This window comes from bacterium, assembly GCA_019912885.1.
Lineage (GTDB): Bacteria > Lernaellota > Lernaellaia > JACKCT01 > JACKCT01 > JAIOHV01.
The window spans coordinates 1-18,940 of the sequence record JAIOHV010000030.1 but is presented as its reverse complement, the minus strand read 5'-3'; the positions used below and the strand labels follow the sequence as shown (position 1 = coordinate 18,940).

At 63.0% G+C, this 18,940-nt stretch carries 17 protein-coding genes; 9 read left to right on the top strand and 8 right to left on the bottom strand.

Features of this window, described 5'->3' with window-relative positions; genetic code table 11:
• The first annotated feature begins 111 nt into the window (after positions 1-111).
• A complete protein-coding gene (locus K8I61_02430; GenBank protein ID MBZ0270866.1) occupies positions 112-876 on the top strand; it encodes a hypothetical protein in 765 nt (254 codons plus the stop codon).
• 259 nt (positions 877-1,135) lie between these two features.
• Here K8I61_02430 and K8I61_02425 read toward each other — a convergent pair whose 3' ends face one another.
• The 3 genes from K8I61_02425 to K8I61_02415 form a co-directional block, all read right to left on the bottom strand.
• Positions 1,136-2,863 (bottom strand): hypothetical protein, encoded by a 1,728-nt coding sequence (locus K8I61_02425; GenBank protein MBZ0270865.1) that lies wholly within the window; start codon positions 2,861-2,863, stop codon positions 1,136-1,138.
• A 166-nt stretch (positions 2,864-3,029) separates the two neighbouring features.
• Positions 3,030-3,350: an RNA-binding protein gene (locus K8I61_02420; GenBank protein MBZ0270864.1), complete on the bottom strand. Its 321-nt coding sequence runs from the start codon at positions 3,348-3,350 to the stop codon at positions 3,030-3,032.
• Positions 3,351-3,907: 557 nt separating this feature from the next.
• Complete coding sequence (locus K8I61_02415; protein MBZ0270863.1) at positions 3,908-4,195, bottom strand: RNA-binding protein; 288 nt, start codon at positions 4,193-4,195, stop codon at positions 3,908-3,910.
• 403 nt (positions 4,196-4,598) lie between these two features.
• On the opposite strand from K8I61_02415, the gene K8I61_02410 reads away from it, so the two are divergent.
• Complete coding sequence (locus K8I61_02410; GenBank protein ID MBZ0270862.1) at positions 4,599-5,261, top strand: class I SAM-dependent methyltransferase; 663 nt, start codon at positions 4,599-4,601, stop codon at positions 5,259-5,261.
• 142 nt (positions 5,262-5,403) lie between these two features.
• Positions 5,404-6,276, top strand: a complete 873-nt coding sequence (locus tag K8I61_02405) for an SDR family NAD(P)-dependent oxidoreductase (GenBank protein ID MBZ0270861.1) — start codon at positions 5,404-5,406, stop codon at positions 6,274-6,276.
• 15 nt (positions 6,277-6,291) lie between these two features.
• On the opposite strand, the gene K8I61_02400 is transcribed toward K8I61_02405, so the two are convergent.
• Positions 6,292-8,262: a hypothetical protein gene (locus K8I61_02400; protein MBZ0270860.1), complete on the bottom strand. Its 1,971-nt coding sequence runs from the start codon at positions 8,260-8,262 to the stop codon at positions 6,292-6,294.
• 131 nt (positions 8,263-8,393) lie between these two features.
• On the opposite strand from K8I61_02400, the gene K8I61_02395 reads away from it, so the two are divergent.
• Positions 8,394-8,852, top strand: coding sequence for a hypothetical protein (locus K8I61_02395; protein MBZ0270859.1), 459 nt, complete (start codon positions 8,394-8,396; stop codon positions 8,850-8,852).
• Between the two features lie 337 nt (positions 8,853-9,189).
• Here K8I61_02395 and K8I61_02390 read toward each other — a convergent pair whose 3' ends face one another.
• From K8I61_02390 to pilM, 3 genes are read right to left on the bottom strand one after another with little or no spacing between them, the layout of a single operon-like run.
• Positions 9,190-9,867, bottom strand: a complete 678-nt coding sequence (locus K8I61_02390; protein ID MBZ0270858.1) for a hypothetical protein — start codon at positions 9,865-9,867, stop codon at positions 9,190-9,192.
• A gap of 4 nt (positions 9,868-9,871) precedes the next feature.
• On the bottom strand, positions 9,872-10,408 hold the full coding sequence (locus K8I61_02385) for a hypothetical protein (GenBank protein ID MBZ0270857.1): 537 nt from the start codon (positions 10,406-10,408) through the stop codon (positions 9,872-9,874).
• A complete protein-coding gene (gene pilM / locus K8I61_02380; protein MBZ0270856.1) occupies positions 10,409-12,190 on the bottom strand; it encodes a pilus assembly protein PilM in 1,782 nt (593 codons plus the stop codon).
• 766 nt (positions 12,191-12,956) lie between these two features.
• Here pilM and K8I61_02375 point away from each other — a divergent pair.
• Genes K8I61_02375 through K8I61_02365 form a run of 3 tightly spaced genes read left to right on the top strand, consistent with a single transcriptional unit; the run spans position 12,957 to position 13,552 of the window.
• Entirely contained in the window at positions 12,957-13,226 is a 270-nt protein-coding gene (locus K8I61_02375; protein MBZ0270855.1) for a type II toxin-antitoxin system Phd/YefM family antitoxin, read from the top strand.
• Positions 13,226-13,384, top strand: a complete 159-nt coding sequence (locus K8I61_02370; protein MBZ0270854.1) for a type II toxin-antitoxin system RelE/ParE family toxin — start codon at positions 13,226-13,228, stop codon at positions 13,382-13,384. The genes K8I61_02375 and K8I61_02370 overlap by 1 nt, the downstream gene beginning before the upstream one ends.
• Positions 13,385-13,393: 9 nt before the next feature.
• Entirely contained in the window at positions 13,394-13,552 is a 159-nt protein-coding gene (locus K8I61_02365) for a type II toxin-antitoxin system RelE/ParE family toxin (protein ID MBZ0270853.1), read from the top strand.
• Positions 13,553-13,619: 67 nt separating this feature from the next.
• Here the strand turns inward: K8I61_02365 and dacB are convergent, their stop codons facing one another.
• Entirely contained in the window at positions 13,620-15,128 is a 1,509-nt protein-coding gene (gene dacB, locus K8I61_02360) for a D-alanyl-D-alanine carboxypeptidase/D-alanyl-D-alanine-endopeptidase (GenBank protein MBZ0270852.1), read from the bottom strand.
• Between the two features lie 191 nt (positions 15,129-15,319).
• On the opposite strand from dacB, the gene K8I61_02355 reads away from it, so the two are divergent.
• The gene (locus K8I61_02355; protein ID MBZ0270851.1) at positions 15,320-17,209 is read left to right on the top strand and encodes a PAS domain S-box protein; all 1,890 of its coding nucleotides are present in this window, start codon (positions 15,320-15,322) and stop codon (positions 17,207-17,209) included.
• On the top strand, positions 17,206-18,940 hold a 1,735-nt coding region (locus K8I61_02350), incomplete at its 3' end, for a hypothetical protein (GenBank protein ID MBZ0270850.1). The genes K8I61_02355 and K8I61_02350, both read left to right, overlap by 4 nt.

Sequence of the window (18,940 nt, the reverse complement as noted above, 5' to 3'; positions counted from 1 at the left end):
GTCATGGGGGGCGACCGTGGACACTGCGGAGTCGAGTCTTTACAAAAATATTTAAACAAAGTATTTATTATACGCACTATTTCGCGATAGCGACGGAGGCGATGCGATTCAATGATTTGCGATTTACTTGTCGGCTTTTTTGCGAATTTAATGTTTGCGTTATTTTTGTATACATTATATTATATTTACTTTCAACGATCCAAAATAAATTTCGAAAAATTATTCGGGCCAACAAACGAAAAAAGTTACCTCGTCGCGGTGCCACAGATCGATGGCGACATCGCTGGAATTCCTGTCGCAGAATTTGCTGCTATTAATTTGTATCAATCTTTGGTTTATAGACCTAAGTCCAATTTGTGGCAATTTCTTACCCGTGCTGTGGGTGCCAATGGGGAAATTGCACCGGCATTTAGATTTCAATTGTCGAGCGATGTCAAAGGTGCGGCCAGCGATCAATTTATCTCTGTTGGCGGACCAAATTTGAACCCGTTGGCGAAAGAATTTTTTGAACACAATCCGTTTGCCGTGGAATTTAAAAACAACGAAAATGGGCATGCCGAACTCTTCGCGCACGGGAACAAACTTACAAATCGTGTGAATGAGAAAAACGATTTTGCGTTAATTGTAAAACTAAATGACGATGGACGAGTCAAAATATACGCGCTTGGCGGAGGTCAGAATGGAAGCTATTCCGCGAATAGATATCTTCTCGAAAACTGGAAAAGTTTAGCAAATGAATATAATGATAGACAATTCTGTATTGCATTTAAGGTCGAGCAAATTGAGAACGGTGATATATCGGTCAAGTTGGCAACAAGTTATCGGACACCAATGGCGTCGAATATTGTTCGAGTCTATAGAATAGAGCGCGAGTAACGGTATTGAGTACACCTGCGGTCCCAGGGTGTGGCCGATTCGGTTCAGCGGGCGCGACGTGGTTTTTGGTAGCGTTATCCACCGCACAGCCGAGCTGGAGTTCGGCGTTCCCAGGAGGCCATCGCAGCATAAGCAGGCAAGATGCCTGCGCTCCCGGGGCCGAACTGGGGTTCGGGGTTCCCAGGAGGCCATCGCAGCATAAGCGGGCGAGCCGCCCGCGGTCTCCCGCCTTCGTTAAAACTTCGGCGTGGCTAGCAGTTCAGCAGCCACAGCAGCTTGAGTCGTCGTCGTCCGCGCCGGCAGCGCCAACGTTCGTGGTGTCGTCGTCGGTCGTCGAATCGTCGTCGGCGGACGCGTCGTCGTCTATCGCGTCGTCGTCCATCGCGTCATCGTCCGCATCGTCATCCACGTTGCCATCGGAATCGTCGTCGTCCGTCGCATCATCATCCGCGTCGTCATCCGCCGCGTCATCGTCATCCGCGCTGTCGTCATCCGCCGCATCATCATCGTCCGCGTCATCATCCACGCTGTCGTCATCGTCGTCGCCCGTTTGCAGATAATCGCGGAAATTCTCGACGCGGTGGAAGGTCGTGAAGTTGGCGTCATGGTAGCCGTGCGGGAGCGCGTCGCCCATCGGGTGTGCGGTGCGGGAGGCGAACACGATGTCCTCGCCCTCGATGAGCCAGTCCGTGTAGTGCCAGCCGTGGAAGATCCAGTTCCAATGCGCGATCAGCTCGTCGTGTACCGTCCACTCGATGAGGTCCGGCGAACTTGATATCGCAAGGACGTTGCGCATCGCCCACGGATCGCGCTGCTTGTTGACGAGCGACCAGTAGCGCCCGCTCGTCTCGTCGTACCGGATCACGAACTTCACGCCGCCGCCGGGAAAGTCGATGAAGCCGCTTGCCGGGTCGAACGTCGCCGTCGTGCCGTCCGCGCTCACGTGCACCATCGCCGCGGTCTCGACGAGGAAAAACGACGGCGTCTCGCTGTTTAGCCGCAGCATGTTGACGATGCCGCCGTCCGGCGTGACGACCGCGTTGCCCTCGAGCCACCCCGCGCCGGGCAGCATCGTCTCGTCGTAGGACAGGCGATTGGTGGCGGTCCAGTTCGACGCGGCAAGCAGGTCCGAGCCGACCGGCGCGGAGATCATCATCGCGCGGAAATACTCCGGCCAGTCGCCCGGGTCCTTGAGGTCCTCGATCGCGCGCCACACGCGGCCGCCGTGCTCCACGACCGGCATCGGCCCGGTGTGGTAGCCGGCGTCCGGGAAGATGTAGCCGGTGTTCTCGTCGACGGGCGTCGTCCAGGTCTTGCCGCCGTCCTCGCTGCGGTAAATCGCCGCGCGCTGCCCGGCCGCGACGCCGAACAGGTACAGATCGCCCTCGTACCAGAACAGGTTTGCCCAGTGCAGGCCGGGCACGTCCGCGAGCCACGTCCAGTTCACGCCGCCGTCGGTCGATTCCCAGAGCTGCGTCAACGACCCCGCCGGCGGGCCCGGGCCGGAGACGTCGTGCGAGACGATGTAGCCGCCGCCCTCGCGCGGCGCGATCGACGGCGACATCAGATAAACCTCTGCGGGATCGGGGCTGTAGTTCACGGCGACGCCCGGCAAATCGACGCGCTCGGTCTGGAAGCTCCAAGCGTCCCCGACAACGCGCGTCGTGTCCTCGAGAATCGTATCGACGCGCCAGTGGTAGTCCGTCGCGAGCGCGAGGCTCGTCACGTCAAACGTCGGCGGATCGTCCGCGTCCACCGTACCGGAAAATTCCGCGACGCCGTCGGGGTTATTGATGACCGCCGGATCGTCGTCGAGAAACACGACGAAGTGGTCGATCGGCGAGGCGTGCCCCGTCCCGGCCGTCCAATGCAGACGCACGAGCGCCGGGTCGATCCACTGCCGATCGTCGATGGGCACGGGGCCCGTGGCGGCCTGCGCGAAGGCAAACGAGGGGAGGATGAGGAGAATCGCGGTAAGGCGAAACATGAAACGCAGTTAACCACAGAGAACACGGAGGGCACAGAGGTTTTTTGCCGCGAAGAGCGCATACGAAAAAACGGCGCCTTGCGGCGCCGTTTTCTGATTCGCGATGTTGTTGTTTAGAGCGTTCGGTGGAACCGAAGCGGGCGAGCCGCCCGCGGTCCCAGGGGAACTACCAGCGGTCGCGGCCGCCGGAGCGTCCGCCGCCGCCGCCGAATCCGCCGGAGCGTCCGCCGCCGTCGCGGGGCTTGTCCTGCGCCTCGTTGACCTTGATGGTCCGGCCGTCGAGCTCCTTGCCGTCGAGCGCGCTGATCGCGTTGGTCGCATCGCCGGCTTCGGCGAAGGTGACGAACCCGAAACCGCGCGAGCGGCCGGTGTCGCGATCGGTGATGACGCTGGCCTCGGTGACCTCGCCGTAACGGCCGAACGCCTCGCGAAGGCTATCGTCGTTCGTGTCCCAGCTCAAACTTCCTACAAACAGTTTCTTCGACATGACTTTCCATTCTCTCTTACGCCTGCCTTCGCGTTGAAGACGGCGCCTCGTGGCGGGAAAACAGCGCCCGCCGGCGCTTGAACGGCGTCGATCGCCGCCTGCATGGCGTTTACTTTCCGGGCCGTTCGACTTGTGCGGAAAAATTTCTGCGTAAGGCGGGCAGCGTCAAAAATTAAACGGGATCCTGTCGATCCTCTCAACTCCGAAACTTCTTTTCCGGGATTGATGTCGTTTTTATAGCACAACAGGAAAAATTAAGATAGCAAAAATATCGCACCTCTTTTCGGGGGCCGCGAAGGCGGCGCGGCGGGCGGATGGAGATCCTTCGCTTCGCTCAGGATGACAAGCCCGTGGCTCGGGATGACGGGTCTGTCGCTCAGGATGACGGGCCTGTGGGATCGCTCGCTCGGGCGGAAGGGTGGATCGAAAAAAAACGGCGCCGCAAGGCGCCGTCTTGTATCTCGATTTGGGTTATCAGGCGATCGTCTCGTCCGAAGGACGGGGCGGGCCGCCTGTTTACGCGCGCGATTTCAACATCGCCGAACGCGCGGGGGAGATTACCAGCGGTCGCGACCGCCGCCGCCGCCGCCTTCGCGGGGCTTGTCTTGCGCGACGTTGACCTTGATGGTCCGGCCGTCGAGCTCCTTGCCGTCGAGCGCGCTGATCGCCGCGTCGGCGCTGTCGGATTCGGCGAAGGTAACGAATCCGAATCCGCGCGAGCGGCCGGAATCGCGATCGGTGATCACCTTCGCCTCGGTGACTTCACCGTACTGGGAAAACGCGTCGAGGAGGCCCTCGTCCGTCGTGTTCCAGCTCAGACTCCCCACAAACAGTTTCTTCGACATACCTTTCTTTCTCTTGCACCGATCTCCCCGATGGAGACGGCGCCTCGTGGCGGGAAAACAGCGCCCGCCGGCGCTTGAACGGCAACGATCGCCGCTCCGTTCTCGTTTACTTTTCGAGCCTTGGGTCTTGTGCCGGAAAATTATCCTGCGCGAGCCGGGCAGCGCCAAAAATAAACGGGATCCCGATGATCCTCTCAATCTCCGAAACTTCTTTTTCGGGCATTGATGCGGCTTTTATAGCATAGTCGTAAACGGGCGGGAAGATGGTCGATTTTCACCTGCCCTCCGATTTCGCGCGGCGGAAAATCGCGGTGCCGCGGGCGGTGGCTGACGAAAAAGCTCCAGACTCTTTCCTCTTTCCTCTTTCCTCTTTTCTCTTTTCTCGTCCTGCTATGATCCTCCCATGACGGATCCGGCCGCATGCATCGTCTGTGCGTCAACGCGCGTCACGCCGTTCGCGCGCGTGGACGGGTACGACTACTTTCGCTGCGCGCGGTGCGTCGCGACGTTTCTTGATCCGGCGCGCCGCCTTTCGATTGAGGCTGAGCGCGAGCGCTACCGCCGGCATCGCAACGATCCCGCGGACGCGGGCTACCGCCGGCATATGGCGCGTCTGGCCGATCCGCTTTGCGCGCGCCTTTCGCCTGGCTCCGCGGGTCTCGATTACGGCTGCGGGCCGGGCCCGGCGCTCGCCCAAATGCTGCGCGAGGCGGGGCACGAGGTGCGCGTGTTCGATCCCTATTTTGTCCCGGACGCCGATGCGCTCGCCGCGACGTACGATTTTGTCACCTGCACCGAGACGATCGAGCATTTCCACCGGCCGGCGGAAGAGTTTGCGCGTCTTGACCGCCTGCTTCGCCCCGGCGGACTACTGGCGGTGATGACGTGCTTTCAGACCGATGACGCCAATTTTGCCGACTGGACTTACCGTCGCGATCCGACGCACGTCGTGTTCTATCGCGAGGTCACGCTCGGCCGCGTCGCCGAGCGATTCGGGTGGGTGTGCGAATTCCCGGCGAAGGACGTGGCCATTATGAGAAAACAGGAAATAGAAAAGAGGAAATAGAGAAATCGCAAATCGCAATTCACCACGGAGGACACGGAGAGCACAGAGGAAAGGCTAGAAAATTCGTCGCTTCTTGCGATGACCTTCCGGACTTCCAGACTTTTCTCCGTGTTGTCCGTGTTCTCTGTGGTAAAACCATCCCATGAATCTCACCGGGAAAAGCGCGTTCATCAGCGGCGGGACGAGCGGCATCGGCCTCGCCGTCGCGATCGAGTTTGCAAGGCTCGGCGCGGACGTGTTCGCATTTTCGCTCGACGACGAAGCGGCGGCCGGAGCGGCGATGGCGTCGATTCGCCGCGCGGCGCGGTCGGACGCGCAGCGCGCCGCGTTCGCGCGCGTGGACGTGACCGATCGCGACACGGTGCTGCGCGTGCTTGGCGAGGCGGCGTCGTCGTTCGGCGCGCCGGACGTATTGGTGAACAGCGCGGGCATCGGCGGCGCGCAATACTTCGAGCAGATGGCCTACGAGCGCTTCGACCGCACGATACGCGTGAACGTTTACGGCTGCCGCAACGCGATCGAGGCGCTGTTGCCCGCGATGCGGAATCAGAGCCGCAAGCGACAGCGCGCGGGCTCGTCCGCAAGCCGCGAAACGCACGCGCACATCATCAACGTCGCTTCGTTTTCGGGACTTGTCGGCGTGGTCGGATACACGGCGTACAGCGCGTCGAAATTCGCGCTCGTCGGATTCACGCAGGCGCTGCGCGGCGAACTGGCGCCGCATGGCATCAACGTCGCGGTGATGTGCCCGCCGCAGGTCGATACGCCAATGATGCGCAAGACCGATCCGGAAAAGCCACCCGAAACGAAGGCGCTCAACGATCGCGCGGGCGTGCTCTCGCCGGAGTCCGTCGCGCGGGAGCTTGTCCGCGGCATGGAACGCGGCCGGTTTCTCATCGTTCCTGGGCGCCGGGCGCGGATGTTTCATCGGCTTGAGCGCTTTTTTCCGCGCCTTCGCGAACGGATGACCATGCGGGTGGTGGAAAAGTTCGCCACGGAGGACACGAACGAATGAATGCCGGCGAAATTCCTACCGAAAATATATCGGCCAGCGGCGCGCACCGATCGCATGGAATCCGATGAGCGCGACCCACGTCGCGATGCTGACGGTCGCGCCAAAGCCGAACGAGCGCGAACGGAATCGTAGGGTCAGCGTCTCGACCGGTTTGTCCAGACGCACCGCGAGACGGCCGTTGCGGCTAAAGGTTCGCCCGGCCGTCGCCTTCCACCCGGTGTTGAAATTCTGATTGATGACAAGACGCCCCGGGCGCACCATGTCGAGTTCGAGGTCGATGCGGTTTGGCGTGACACGCACGCTTTTCACGGAGTTCCCGTGGACGGCCTTATCGCGTTCGCTGAACCACGCCTCGCCGCGATAGCGCGGCGCCGGATAGCGTTCGCCCTGGCGGGTGACGAAATATTTCGGGCGCGCCGCGGCGGGCAGGTTGACCCACGAGTCCCATACGATCGTCCCGATGCCGCGCTTGATGTTCAGGTAGGTGTTCGCGTAGCCGAGCGACACCTCCTCGCGGTAGCGCGGCTCATCGAGCATGACCTGATAGAACTCCGGTTCGCGCTCGGGGACGGGCAAGGGCACGGAGAACGCCTGATAATAGCGCAACGAGGCGGCCAGCGCTCCGGGCACGAGGAGTAAGGCACAAGCGCCCGCGAACAAGGCACGCGGTTTCGTCCCGCGAAAGAGCCGCTCCTCGGCGAACGCATATCCAAATCCGGCAAGCAGGCACATCTGCATCACGATCACGACGTTGAAGTATTGCACCGGCCGCGTGATCGTGTTGATGACGGGAATGGTGAAGACCAGTCGCCAGATGTCGACCGGGGCATTCGGCCCCATGCAGATCAGCGCGAAAAACGCGAGGATGCCGAAGTTCGCGAGCGCCTCGCGCCGCCGCCCGAAGGTGCCCAGCGCCGCGAGCGCGACGACGATTCCTCCGAGTCCCAGATGCGGATATTCGTCGTCGCGCGGCACCAGACGGCCGTCGTTTTCGATCTCGGTGTATTCGGTCTCGCGTGGTACGTGGCTTGTCAGCCGCCGCGCAAGATCGCCGAAGCTGCCGTAGTAGGCGTCCGGCTGCGTGACGAGCCAGACGGAAAGTGTGTCGTAAAAACGCGAGGTGCGCCGGAACACGAAGCGTTCCATCGGTCCGTACGGGACGCCTTCGGCCAGCGATGCGGGCAAACCGCGCGTGCCGGACGCACTCGTGAGCAACGTGCTCATCGGCGCGAATTTGACCGCGCCCAGAAACAGGGTCGATAAAAGAACGAGAACGGCCAGGCGCATCGCGGGAAGGCGGCGCAAGCCCCCGTGGCCGCCGGCGGTGTGCGCGGCCAGGTGCGCCGCCAGAAAGAGCAGGAAAACCGCGGCTCCGGCGAGCGCCTGCATGAAACACGTGAGCGTTACGATAACGGCGGCGAAAAAACGCACCGACGAGCGATGGGCGGTGATGATCAAATAGAGCATCAACGGAAACAGCATGAAAAATGTCGACTCGTAAAAGCCGACGAGCACGCGCGACGCGTGCCACCCGGAAACGGCGAACGCACTCGCGGCAAATAGCGACGAGGCAAGGCTCAGGACGATTCGCTCGCGGCAAAGCAGGAGCACGCCGACACTGCCCAGGAAAAGCGTGAGGATGAGATTGACGCGCAGCCCGATGCGTTCGCCGAACAGGAGCGACGGGATGATGAACGGGCTGTACGCGCCATCGGAGGGATGGGCGCCAACGGGAAAACCGCCGCCGACCAGATGGCTGCGAATCGGAATCTGACGATGAACAAGCAGGGTCTCGCGCGCCATCGCGTCATGCGACGCCGCGATGAGCCAGTCATGCATGCGGTAGGTGTCGCCGGAGACGAAACCGCCCGGCGTCGCGAACATTGGCGCGCAGAACGCGATCGCGAGAACAGCGAGAAACGCGATGGAAGCAAGAAGGCGCCGGTCGATCGAGAAAGTCGGGATGAGGGACGCGATATTTTTCACGGCGCTCGTCCGGCCGGGGCGTCCGCGGTCGGCGGCAGCGGCCGGTATCGAAATTTTTCTCAGCTTACCCGATAACACTCCCGTGCGAAAACCAGGGGGCAAGTGATTGTCCCTTCGCGGAAGGAGCCCCGATGTCGAACGATCCGATCGAACGCGAGATCCACCTGAAACTGGCCAAGCGCCTTTTCAATCGCACGTGGGAGCTGATGGACAAGCCCGAACGCACTCCGGAACAAGACGACGAGATGCTCGCGGCGACGTTTGCCTCGCGCTGGCACTGGCTTCAGGTGGGCGAAGCGGTGCACGCCGCACGCGGCGAATGGCAGATCTCGCGCGTGTACGCCGTGCTGGGTCTTGCCGACCCGTGCCGCCGGCACGCGGCGCGCTGCCTTCAGATCGTGACGGCGAACAATTTGTCGGCGTTCGACCACGGCGCCGCGCACGAGGCGCTCGCCCGCGCGGCGAAGGTCGCGGGCGACGAGGCCACGCGGGAAACGCACGTCGCCCAGATGCGCGCGTGGATGGATCGCTGCGACGACCCGGAGGATCGCGAGGTGCTCGCCCGGGATCTGGCCGACCTGGGGAACTGAAGATTGTCGATTGAAGATTGAAGATTGAAGATTGGAATCGCAAGGAAGCGTGGAGGTTGTCGAATGCCGGTCGCCCATTTGAAACCGCGGCGGGCCGCGCCGAACGCTGAATGATACGGCCGGATTCGGAGCAAAACGCCGCGCCCGGACAATCTTCAATCTTCAATAAGATTGTCGATTGAAGATTGAAGATTGGAATCGCAAGGAAGCGTGAAGGTTGTCGAATGCCGGTCGCCCATTTGAAACCGCGGCGGGCCGCGCCGAACGCGGAACGATACGGCCGGATTCGGCGCAAAACGGCGCGCCCGGACAATCTTCAATCTCCAATCTTCAATCTTCAATCCTCGATGTGGTAGGACAAAAGCACGCTCTCCATGATCGGGCGGAGCGGGGGCGCCGGTTGGCCCGCATCCGCACCGACCTCCGCCGCCTGCAATTCGTAGCGGATCGGGCCGATGCCCTTGGCGAACACGGTTCGCGCGATGAAATCGCGCATGGGAAATTCGCGCTCCTCGCCGGGCTTGGGTTCCTTGGGTTTGGTGTCGCCGGAGAGCATTTCGGCGGGATCGGACGCAAATTCGTCCGCCGTCATCGTGACGGGCGCGGCGCGGCGGCTTTTCCATTGAACGGTGACGGTTTGGTCGAAGGTTCCCGCCGGCACCTCGGTAGATTGGCCTTTCGCGACGATCTCGAACGTGATGTCGTTGTCTTCCCACACCGTGCCGGGCTCGATCGGGTAGCGCAAAAGCCGCATGGCATTGCGGTTGAAAATCGCCGTGCCCGGCAGGCGGATGACGGTTTCGCCATTGTTGAAGAAATACGTCTGCTCGACGCGGCGGTAAATCTGCTCGGTGTCGACGCGCGTGCGCCCGTCGGGATAGCGCGTCTCGTAGGTCCAGGAATGGCCGACGGCCAGCGGGTAGTAGTCGTCGATGCTTTCGCCGCATCCGGGCAAGGCAAACAGGCCATAGAAAATCGAAAAAAGAGGAATCGCAACGCGCGAAAATCGCGTCATGGCCTCAACTCGCCGATGCGCCGCCCGCCTTGCTCTGGAACTTGCTGACGAGCAGTTTGACGTTCATCAGGTTCTTGTCCTGGAAGAGCACCTCGATGTGCATCTCCTTGATGCGGATGACCTTCGGGCTGTATTCGAGCTCGTAAAGATAATTGACGAGCTGCTCGATGGTGATGCGCTCAAGTCGCGCCTCGACGGAATCTTCCTCGTAGTACGGGTTCTTCTGCGCGCTGCGCCGGTCGATGGCGACGATCTTGTCCCGGACGTTCGCCTTGGCCGCCAGGCTCTCAAGCTCGGTCAGAAGCTCCACGTCGCCCGCGCGCGACATATCCTTTTCCGCGAGGTCGAAGGCGGCCTGCGTCTCCGTGAACGTGCGGTAAGACTGGATAATCTCCGAAAGCTGCCGCTGTTTTTCGGCCACCGAGCCGCCGCCGGTTCCGCCAAGCGCCCACGAGGCCAGCAGATAAATCAGCACCAGGCCGAAAAATCCGCCGAGGATCATCAGGACGCGGCGGTCGCGATCGGAAAGCGTGAAGGCCATTTATTGCGTCCCCGCCTGCCCGGGTATGAGCGGCGCATCTTCCTTCTTGAAAAGCGTCGCCACGCCGGACTTGCCGGCCTCCTTGGGCACCAGGTGAATGGTCAGCTTGAACTTGATCTTGTCATCCGGCGTTTTCTTCGCGTCCTCGCGCGTGACGTCGTAGAAGATCGCGTTTTTCTGCAGCTCGGTTTCGATCTTGTTCACGGTCTGGAAGGTGTCCGTGAGCGCCTCGATCTTGATCCACTCGGGCTTTACGTCCATCTGTTTGATCTCGACGAAGATCTCCTTGGGGATGGCGTTACTCATCGCGCGGATGATGTCGAGCGCGCGCTGGTTTTTCTCGCCGAAAAATCCGAGCAGGCGCGCCTTGGCTTGCACCTGCGAAACCTGCGCCTTGAACGCGGCGGCGACATCACCGGTCGGCGGCGGCTGCTGCTTGAACGCGTCCACGTAGAGCTTGCGCGCGGCCGACTCGATGGCCTCGACGCGCTTGGCCTGCACCGAGCGCGCCTGAAGGACAAGCACGATAAACAGTGCCGCCAGAATGCCGGCCATGATGCCAAGGGCCTTGAGGCTCCCTTGCACAGCCTGCGCGATCTTGTGATACGCGAACTCGCCCGCGCGGAAGTTCAGCCCGCGCAGCGGCACCGTCGTCGCGGTCGCGAGCGCCAGGCCGAGGCTTTGCGCGTACGTCGCGTCGGTCTCCTCGTTTTCGGTGACGAGGCCCTCCGCCTCCGGCGCGAACGTGCGCAGCGGCTCCACCGCCACGCCCAGTTCCGCGGCGAGGTATTCCGACAGCCCGGGCACGCGCGATCCGCCACCGGCGACAAAGAGCGTGTCGACGCGGAATTCGTGATCCTTTTCCGTAGCGCGCAGCGTCTGGCGCAGCCGGCCGACCAGCGGCGCGAGCGCGCGCTTGATCTCGTCCGACAGGCGCGCGACGCGGGCGTCGGCGGGTCTTTCGTTCTCGGGGAAGATGCGCGCGACCTGCTCGACGAGCGCGCGGGCCTTGTCGGCCGGGAGCCCAAGCGCCTGACCGAGCCTTTCGGCGACGTCGTGAAAGCCTTCGGGGATCGAACGCACGCTCACAAGGCGCGGGCCCTCGAAGATGACAACATCCACGGACGACGCGCCGAGATCGACCGCGGCGTACGGCGCAACCCGGCCGCGCACCGCGTTCGCGGCGGTGACCGAAAGCGCGGAGGTGGTCATCGTCAGCGCGCGCGGATCGACGCCGACATCGGCAAGCTGCCGCAGAAAGCGCGCGATATCCTGCCGGCGCACAGCCGAGACGAGTACGCGCGATTCGTTCTTGCGCGATCCGATCACCTGCCAGGACAGGGCCATGTCGTCCATGTCGAACGGCACGAGGTCCTCGATCTCAAAGCGCAGCACCTGCTGGATCTTCGCGCGCTGCGTGAACGGAAAGGTGAGCACGCGCGTGGAGACAAGTTGCCCCGGCAGCGCGCAGACGATTTCGTCGAAAACAAGGCCCGGGCGCGCGAGCAAGGAGCGAACCGCATCGGCCCAGCGAGGCGGCGGCTCGAACTCCCCGATGTCGCCGGCGTCCTCGATCCCGCCGGCCTCGCCAGGTTCCAACGCCTCGGCCGGGTGCGGGAATGGCGCGGACGCGGTTTCGGGGGGCGCGGCAACCTCGGCCTCAATATCGTGGATCGGCACGATCGCGGACTGGATCACCTCGTGGGAACGAAGCTTCGTCTCCACGACCGTGCCCTTCACGCGCGCCGCGCCGATGTCGAGTCCGAGTATCCGATGGGCCATATTCCGCCTTCTTCAGATCCTTCCCGCCGATCCGTTCCGTCCCCCGCGGTGTCATCTTCGCGCGTTTCGGGTTTTCGGGCAAAAAAAGGAGAGGCGACCGGCCGCTTTGGCGGGTTCGACCGGTCGGCCCCTCGGGAGGGATGAAGTTCCGAGCCGGTAGAGAAGCAAGGGCCATGCCGCCCCGAACGGGTGTCCGCGAATCGCCTTCGATATTCCCGGCGGGAAGGCCGTTTCGCCGCCCGTCCGCAAAATTCCGCCGCATTTCGCGTCGATCGCGCCGCGCGTGCGTCGCGAATCCGCCACGCCCCGTGTGGGCGAAGCGCGAAATCCGCGTAACACGCGCCGCGAACCGCAAACACCCGTTCGCACCTCCTTATCGCTTGCAAGCGCAGGATGGTCAACGCCTTCGGGCGCCCCATCTCTATCCCCATCCCTGTCGTTCGAGGATTGAGGATCGAGGATTGAGGATCGAGTGGAATCACTATGTGCGCAAACGTGCCCGTGCCTGGTTGTAAAGTGAGTGGAGAGAAGTGAGGAGCGAGAGAACGCAAGCGACTCTCGCGCGTGCGATGTCAGTACCGCGAGCGCCAGCGAGCGGTCCGCGCCGCGCCGCCACATCGCGTGTCTTCCCGCCGGATACGAACCGCGACCGGATACGAACCGCGACCGTCAGGGAGTGGGACGTCGGCACCTTTACGGCGATAACCCCGGCGCGTTGACGCGCCGCCCACGCCTGTCGGACAATTGAAGCCGGTCAGGAGGACGCATGCCCCGTACAAAACCGATCAGCTATCTGAAAGAGCACGCGGAGGAAATCTCGCGCACGATCCGCGAGACCGGCGAGCCGCTTGTCATCACCGAAGACGGCGAGAAGACGCTCATTGTGCAGGATTTCAAGAGCCACGTAGAACTTGAAAACGCGCTGGCGATGCTGAAAATGCTTTCCATCGCGGACCGGCAGATCGCCGAGGGCAAGGTGACGCCTCTTGAAGACGTCATCGCCCGCTTCGAAGCGAAAAAAGTCGCCGAAGGTTGATGTTCCGCGTTCAGGTGAGCGAGAACGCGAATCGCAATCTTGGCGATATCTATTCCTACATCGCTAAAACCGATAGCTCCATCAAAGCGTCCCATGTCATCGACCGGATTCTCGAAACGGCGTCGACGCTGACGGAAAACCCCCATCGCGGCGCGTAGGTCAAGGAATTGCTGGCGCTCGGCCGGCGCGAATTTCGCGAGCTGCTGTTCAAGCCCTACCGGATCATCTACCGCATCGACGGCGATGTCGTTTCCATCGCGTTGATTCTGGACGGTCGGCGCGATCCGAAGGACCTGGTCGCGATGATTACGGCGGCGCGCAAGTGAAGGGCGTGCCGACGCTGCAAAGTTTTTTCGGTTCTTCGCGCCCTTCGCGCCTTCGCGGTAAAAAAACCTAACTCATCAACGTCAGCAGAATCTTGTCCATCCTTCGCCGCACGTCGCGGACACTCGTTTTCGGCGGGGGGTTGTTGATGAGGATCGCGAAGGCGAACGGTTCGTTATTCACGTCCCAGGCGTAGCCCGCCAGCGTGATCGCGCCGAAAAGGTAGCCTGTCTTGGCGCGGACGCGGTTTTCGAGGTGCGTTCCGTTGAAGCGGTTTTCGAGTGTGCCGTCGATCCCGCCGATGGCGAGTGCCTCGACGAACTCCGGGAAGATTTCCGGCCGCGTGGCCATGTGTTGCAGCACGCCGACCAGGCTCGCCGCGCTCTGGCGGTTGACGCGCGAAAGGCCCGAGCCGTCGTCCACCGTGATGCCCGTCTTGTACGCGTCGATGCGCTTCAGGAAATCGATCGCGGCCTGAGACGCCTTCTCGCGCGATCCCGGCGCGCCGAAGAGTTCCGCGCCCGCGGTCTTCAAGACCTGCTCGGCGACGAAGTTGTTGGAGTAACGGAACAGGTAACGAAGGATCAGCGAGAGGTCCTTGGATTCGTGGCGCAGCAGCCGGCGCGCGCCTTCCGGCGCCTCGCCCGCGCGCGCAACGCCGTCGATGACGACGCCCTCCTTGACGAGCATCGCCTTGAGCGCGTGCATTGCGACGATCGTCGGCTCCTCGACGACGCCGAACGTCGTCCAGGGGCGCGATTCCGGCGGCATCTTGCCGGCCACCACGGCGCGCCGGCCGACAAGCGACATCGTCAGCACGACGTTGCAGTCCTCGCACGTCGTCACCTGGTTATCGAGCGCAAAGTATTCGGACTCGGGATTGAGCTGCACGTGCGCCGCCTCGCCCGCCACGCGCCCCGGCACGACGTAGGCCTGTACGGTGTTCCAGTTAAACGACAGCGCGCCCATCGGCGCGGCGTACGACAACGGCCGCTTGAATCCCCAGGAATCGTAAAAGCGCACGGGCTCGAAATACGTGTCGTCGCCGACCAGGTCGCCGGTCACGCGCCGGACGCCGTGCGCGACGATCTGCCGCGCGAGCAGCCACGCGTCCTCGACGGAGATCGATGGATCGCCCATGCCTTTGACGAACAGGTCGCCGTTGACCGTGCCGTCCGCGGAAAGCGGCGCGGCCAGCAGCACGTCCGTCTTGAAGCGATACTTCGGCCCCAGCGCGTCGAGCGCCATCGCTCCGGTGACGATCTTGTTGGTCGACGCCGGGATGAGCAGCTTGTTCGAGTCGTGGCGAAAGCGCGTTTTGCCGCCCGTGAGCGGCCGGACCAGGATGCCGATGTCGGAGCCGGCCAGGCCCGGATCCTCGAGCATCCGGCGCACCTCACGCTTGCGCTCGTCGTCGGCAAGCGGCGTGGGACGCGGCGTGGGCGTTTTGCCCGATATCGACTGCGCGATCGCCCGGTGCGCGCCGGCCGATACGGCAAGCAACGCGAAAAGGGCGATCGCGAGCCAAAGGGCGAGGATTCGAATCGTCCGGGCACGGGGCGATGCGGGGCGCGACAACGATGATCTCCGAAACGCGTTAGGCGGCGGCGACGCCAACGAACGCGGCATGCTAGCGAATCCTCAAGGCCGCCTCAAGAAGGCGAGCACCGCCGTTTCGCACCGGTCGATGTCAAACAAAAGAATCTGGGCGAGCGTCGGTCCCGCGCTTGACGGGCTATCGCGAAAGTTCTTTTCTCCCAAGGGTGGAAATGGATCCCCGTCAAGACGACCCGGCGGCGCCGTACGCCATCACGTCCGCGATCGCGCGCCCGGCGCTTGTCGTCGCGTCCGGCGGGCGGATCGCCTCGGCCAACGACGGCTTTGTGCGCCTTGTCGGACGCACGATCGAGGAGTTGCGCGCGCGAACCCTTGCCGGCGCGCTGCCCGAGTCCGTTGCGACCGCGATCACCGGGGCGGTCGACGCGGCGCGAGCCGACGGCACGGGCCGCGCGCACGCGACGCTCGACGGCGTTCCCTGGCGGATTCAGGCGCAAAAGCTCGCGGACGGGGCGTGCCTTGTCGTCGCGCGGCCCGAAGGCCACGGCATGGTCGTCGCGTTTCCGGCGGATCGCCTGGACCGGCGCATCCTCGATTTCGCGCCGGATATCGTTTACGTCACGGACTCGAAAGGCCGGCTCGTGTACGGCAATGCGCGCGTGGAGGAAACGAGCGGTTACACCATCGAGGAACTGATGCACCGCCGCGTGTCCGAGACGGTGCATCCGGAGGATCTGCGCCGGTTCCGCGAGATCCTTCCGCACGCGCGCGAGGGCCGCGCGGGGCGCATCGAGGGGCTGCGCTTTTACGCGAAAAACGGCCGTGTCGTGCGTCTGGACGTCAGTTGGGGGCCGTTGCGCGACAACACGGGTACGTTTGTCGGCCTGATCGGATTTTGCCGCGATGTCACGCGGCGCTATCTTCTAGAGCGCCGGCTCACGCGATCACGCAACCTCGAGATGATGCGCCAGCTTTCCGAGGCGATCGCGGGCGACTTCCGCAACATCATCACGGGCATCAAGGGCAATCTGTCGCTTTTGCGCGCGCAACTCGATTCGCCGGCGGTTTCCGTGCTCGAGACGCTCGCGCGCCTTGCGGATTCGGCCGAGCGCGCGGAGGACCTGACGGGGCAGTTGCTCGCGTGCACGCGATCCGCGCGTGGCGCGCCTCGCCCGACGGATCTTTCCGCACTCGTTCGGGCGGTGGCCGGGCGTTTTTCGGGCTACGGAAGCGAAGGACTGGTTCTGGACCTGCGGCTGGCGGACGATCTGCCGCCGGTCTACATCGACCCGGTCTTTGGCGAACGGCTGATCGCCAATCTGCTGCAAAATTCCTGGGAGGCGATGCCCGACGGCGGCGTCATCGAGATACGCACCATGCGCCAGTTCGCCGGGCAAAGGCAGGGCGAGGCGGCGTTTGGCGACTTTGTCCGCCTGATCGTGGCCGACGACGGCATCGGCATCGACACGCGCGATCTGCCGCACGTGTTCGAGCCGTTTTTCACGACCAAATCCGCGCGCCGGGGCCTCGGCCTGACGGCCGTGCGCAGCATCGTCGAGAATCTCGGCGGCACCGTGCGCGTCGATTCGAACCCGGGCGAGGGCACGACGATGACGGTCGATCTTCCGGCGATCGAGGCGATGGCGCTGCCCGCGCCCGCCGCGAGCGGCCAGGCGCCCGCGCGCATCCTGATCGTGGACGACGACGCGATCGTGCGCGACCTGTGCCAGGCCGCGCTCGCGTCGGTCGGCGCGTCGTGCGTGCTGGCGTCGACCGGCGCCGAGGCGACGCGCGTATTCGCCGAGCGGCCGACCGAATTCGACGTGGTGCTTCTTGATCTCGTTTTGCCCGACATGACGGGCGAGGACGTGTTTCGCCGCATCCGCGCGCGCCGGCCGGATATCGTCGTCGTCGTGTCGAGCGGTTTCCGCGACGTGCAGGACCGCATGAAGGCGCAAGGACTGTTTGACGACAACACGCGTGTTTTGCCCAAACCGTTTACGATCGAACAGCTTCTTTCGGCCGTCCCCGTCAAGGTGGATCGCCACGCGGGCGACGCCGAACGCCGCAAAACGCCGCCCCCGCCCGATAAGAGCGAATGATCCACGCGGCCGTCGCGCTCTCGGTCGCCGGATTCGCGTATCTTCTTTTCGATTTCCTGCGCGCGACGCGCGCGGGCGCACCCATCCACGATCTCCCGAAACGCGGCGCGGCTTTCGCGCTCCTGCTCGCCATCGCGGCGTCATGCGCGAGCATCGCGGCGTTCAACGACGCGACGCGAGCGTCGATCAACGTACCGATACCAGGGGCGGAGACCGACGAGACGCTGACCTATTTCGGTCCCGGGACGGACTGGGCGATCTTTCCGTTCGACGACAGCTACATCACGCTCGGGGCGGCACGCAAGCGAATCGAACCCTTTGCCGATGGATCAGCTTCGTATGCGGGTGTTACAAGCCCCGGGCATATCGAACTCCTTAACGACTTTGTTAATGGAACGCGTTCGCCGGCTTTGTTTCGTAACCGAGTAAACGGACCGATCCCGGAGTTCCTGCGCGGCTCGTCGGGTGACAGTCTCGTATTTCAAATGTTGAGCGCGATGGCCGCGCACGCGTTTGGCGATTCAGTTCGCGTCCTTCTGGTTCCGCTGGTTTACCTTGTCCTTGCCGTCATGGGGTGCCCGCGTGCGGGTGCGTTTTCGGCCGTTGCCGTAGGCGCGTCCGGCGCGTTTACCTTCCACGCGCTATCGGGCATGGAAACCGCAGCGTTCGTTTGCGTCGTGGCCGTTACGTGGGCGTTCGCGGCAACGGCCCTAGTGCGCCCATACCATTCCAATGTGCGTCTCTTCCTCGCCGTCCAAGTGTTCGTTTATCTGCTTTTCGTCGACTGGAATTTTTATTCCCTCGTTAGACGCCCCAATCCCCTACACGCGACGCTTTGTCTGTTGTTGGCGATTGGCGGAACGATTGTCGCCGCATGTCGATTAACCGGCCCGCGAGGACGTGTCGGGCGTTGGAAGCGCGTCTTCATCGCGTTCACATTTTTTCTCGCCGCCGCCACCGTAATGAATTTCCGGTTGTTGTTGGGATCTGAATTCGATTTGCCTTTCGATTCGATCTGGATCGGTGAAATAGTTGAATTTTTGATTTCGGGTGGCTTGATCGCAATCGGATGGGCGATCGCACCGAAACTCCCTTCTGCGCGGCCATTTCTTGGGCGGATCCTCACTTTGGCTGCGGCTGCCGTTCTTGCGAAGTGGGCGTTTGAGTTTCGGCCCGACGCGCTGTTTCTGCTTGCGGCAATCGGAGTAGCGGGTGTGTGGGCGTGGCGCGTGAACGGGGATCGTCAGCCGCTAGGCATCGCGGTGGCAATCCTCGTCGTGACCGCCGTGTTCGCGCTGCCGGGGATCAATTACCGATGGGGCGTCTTCGAAGGAATCCTCCCGCCGACCGGCGAGGCGAAATCCGCGTTCTTCAACCTGGGCGAACGCGGGCCGGGGCCGGCGGTCGCCGCGACGCTGATCGGCTTTGGCAAGCTGCTCGCCCGGCACATCGCGTTCGTGCCGCTAATGATCCTTGGCGTACGCAGCGCCATTGGGCGCAAACGCGGAGATCTCTCCGAGCGGCAAATGCAATCCGGCGTCACCGCCGTCATCGGTCTTGCGTTCGTCGTCATTTTCTACGCCGCGTACGGCGCGAAGTTCGCCGCCGGGCTGAATATGTACTGGCTGCGTTACCACATGCCGGTGCAGTTCGTGCTGCTCGTGTTCGCGGGCGCGGGGTTCGCGGCGCTCGCGGCGCGGGCGCCCGCGGCGTCGGACGGGACCAAGGCCG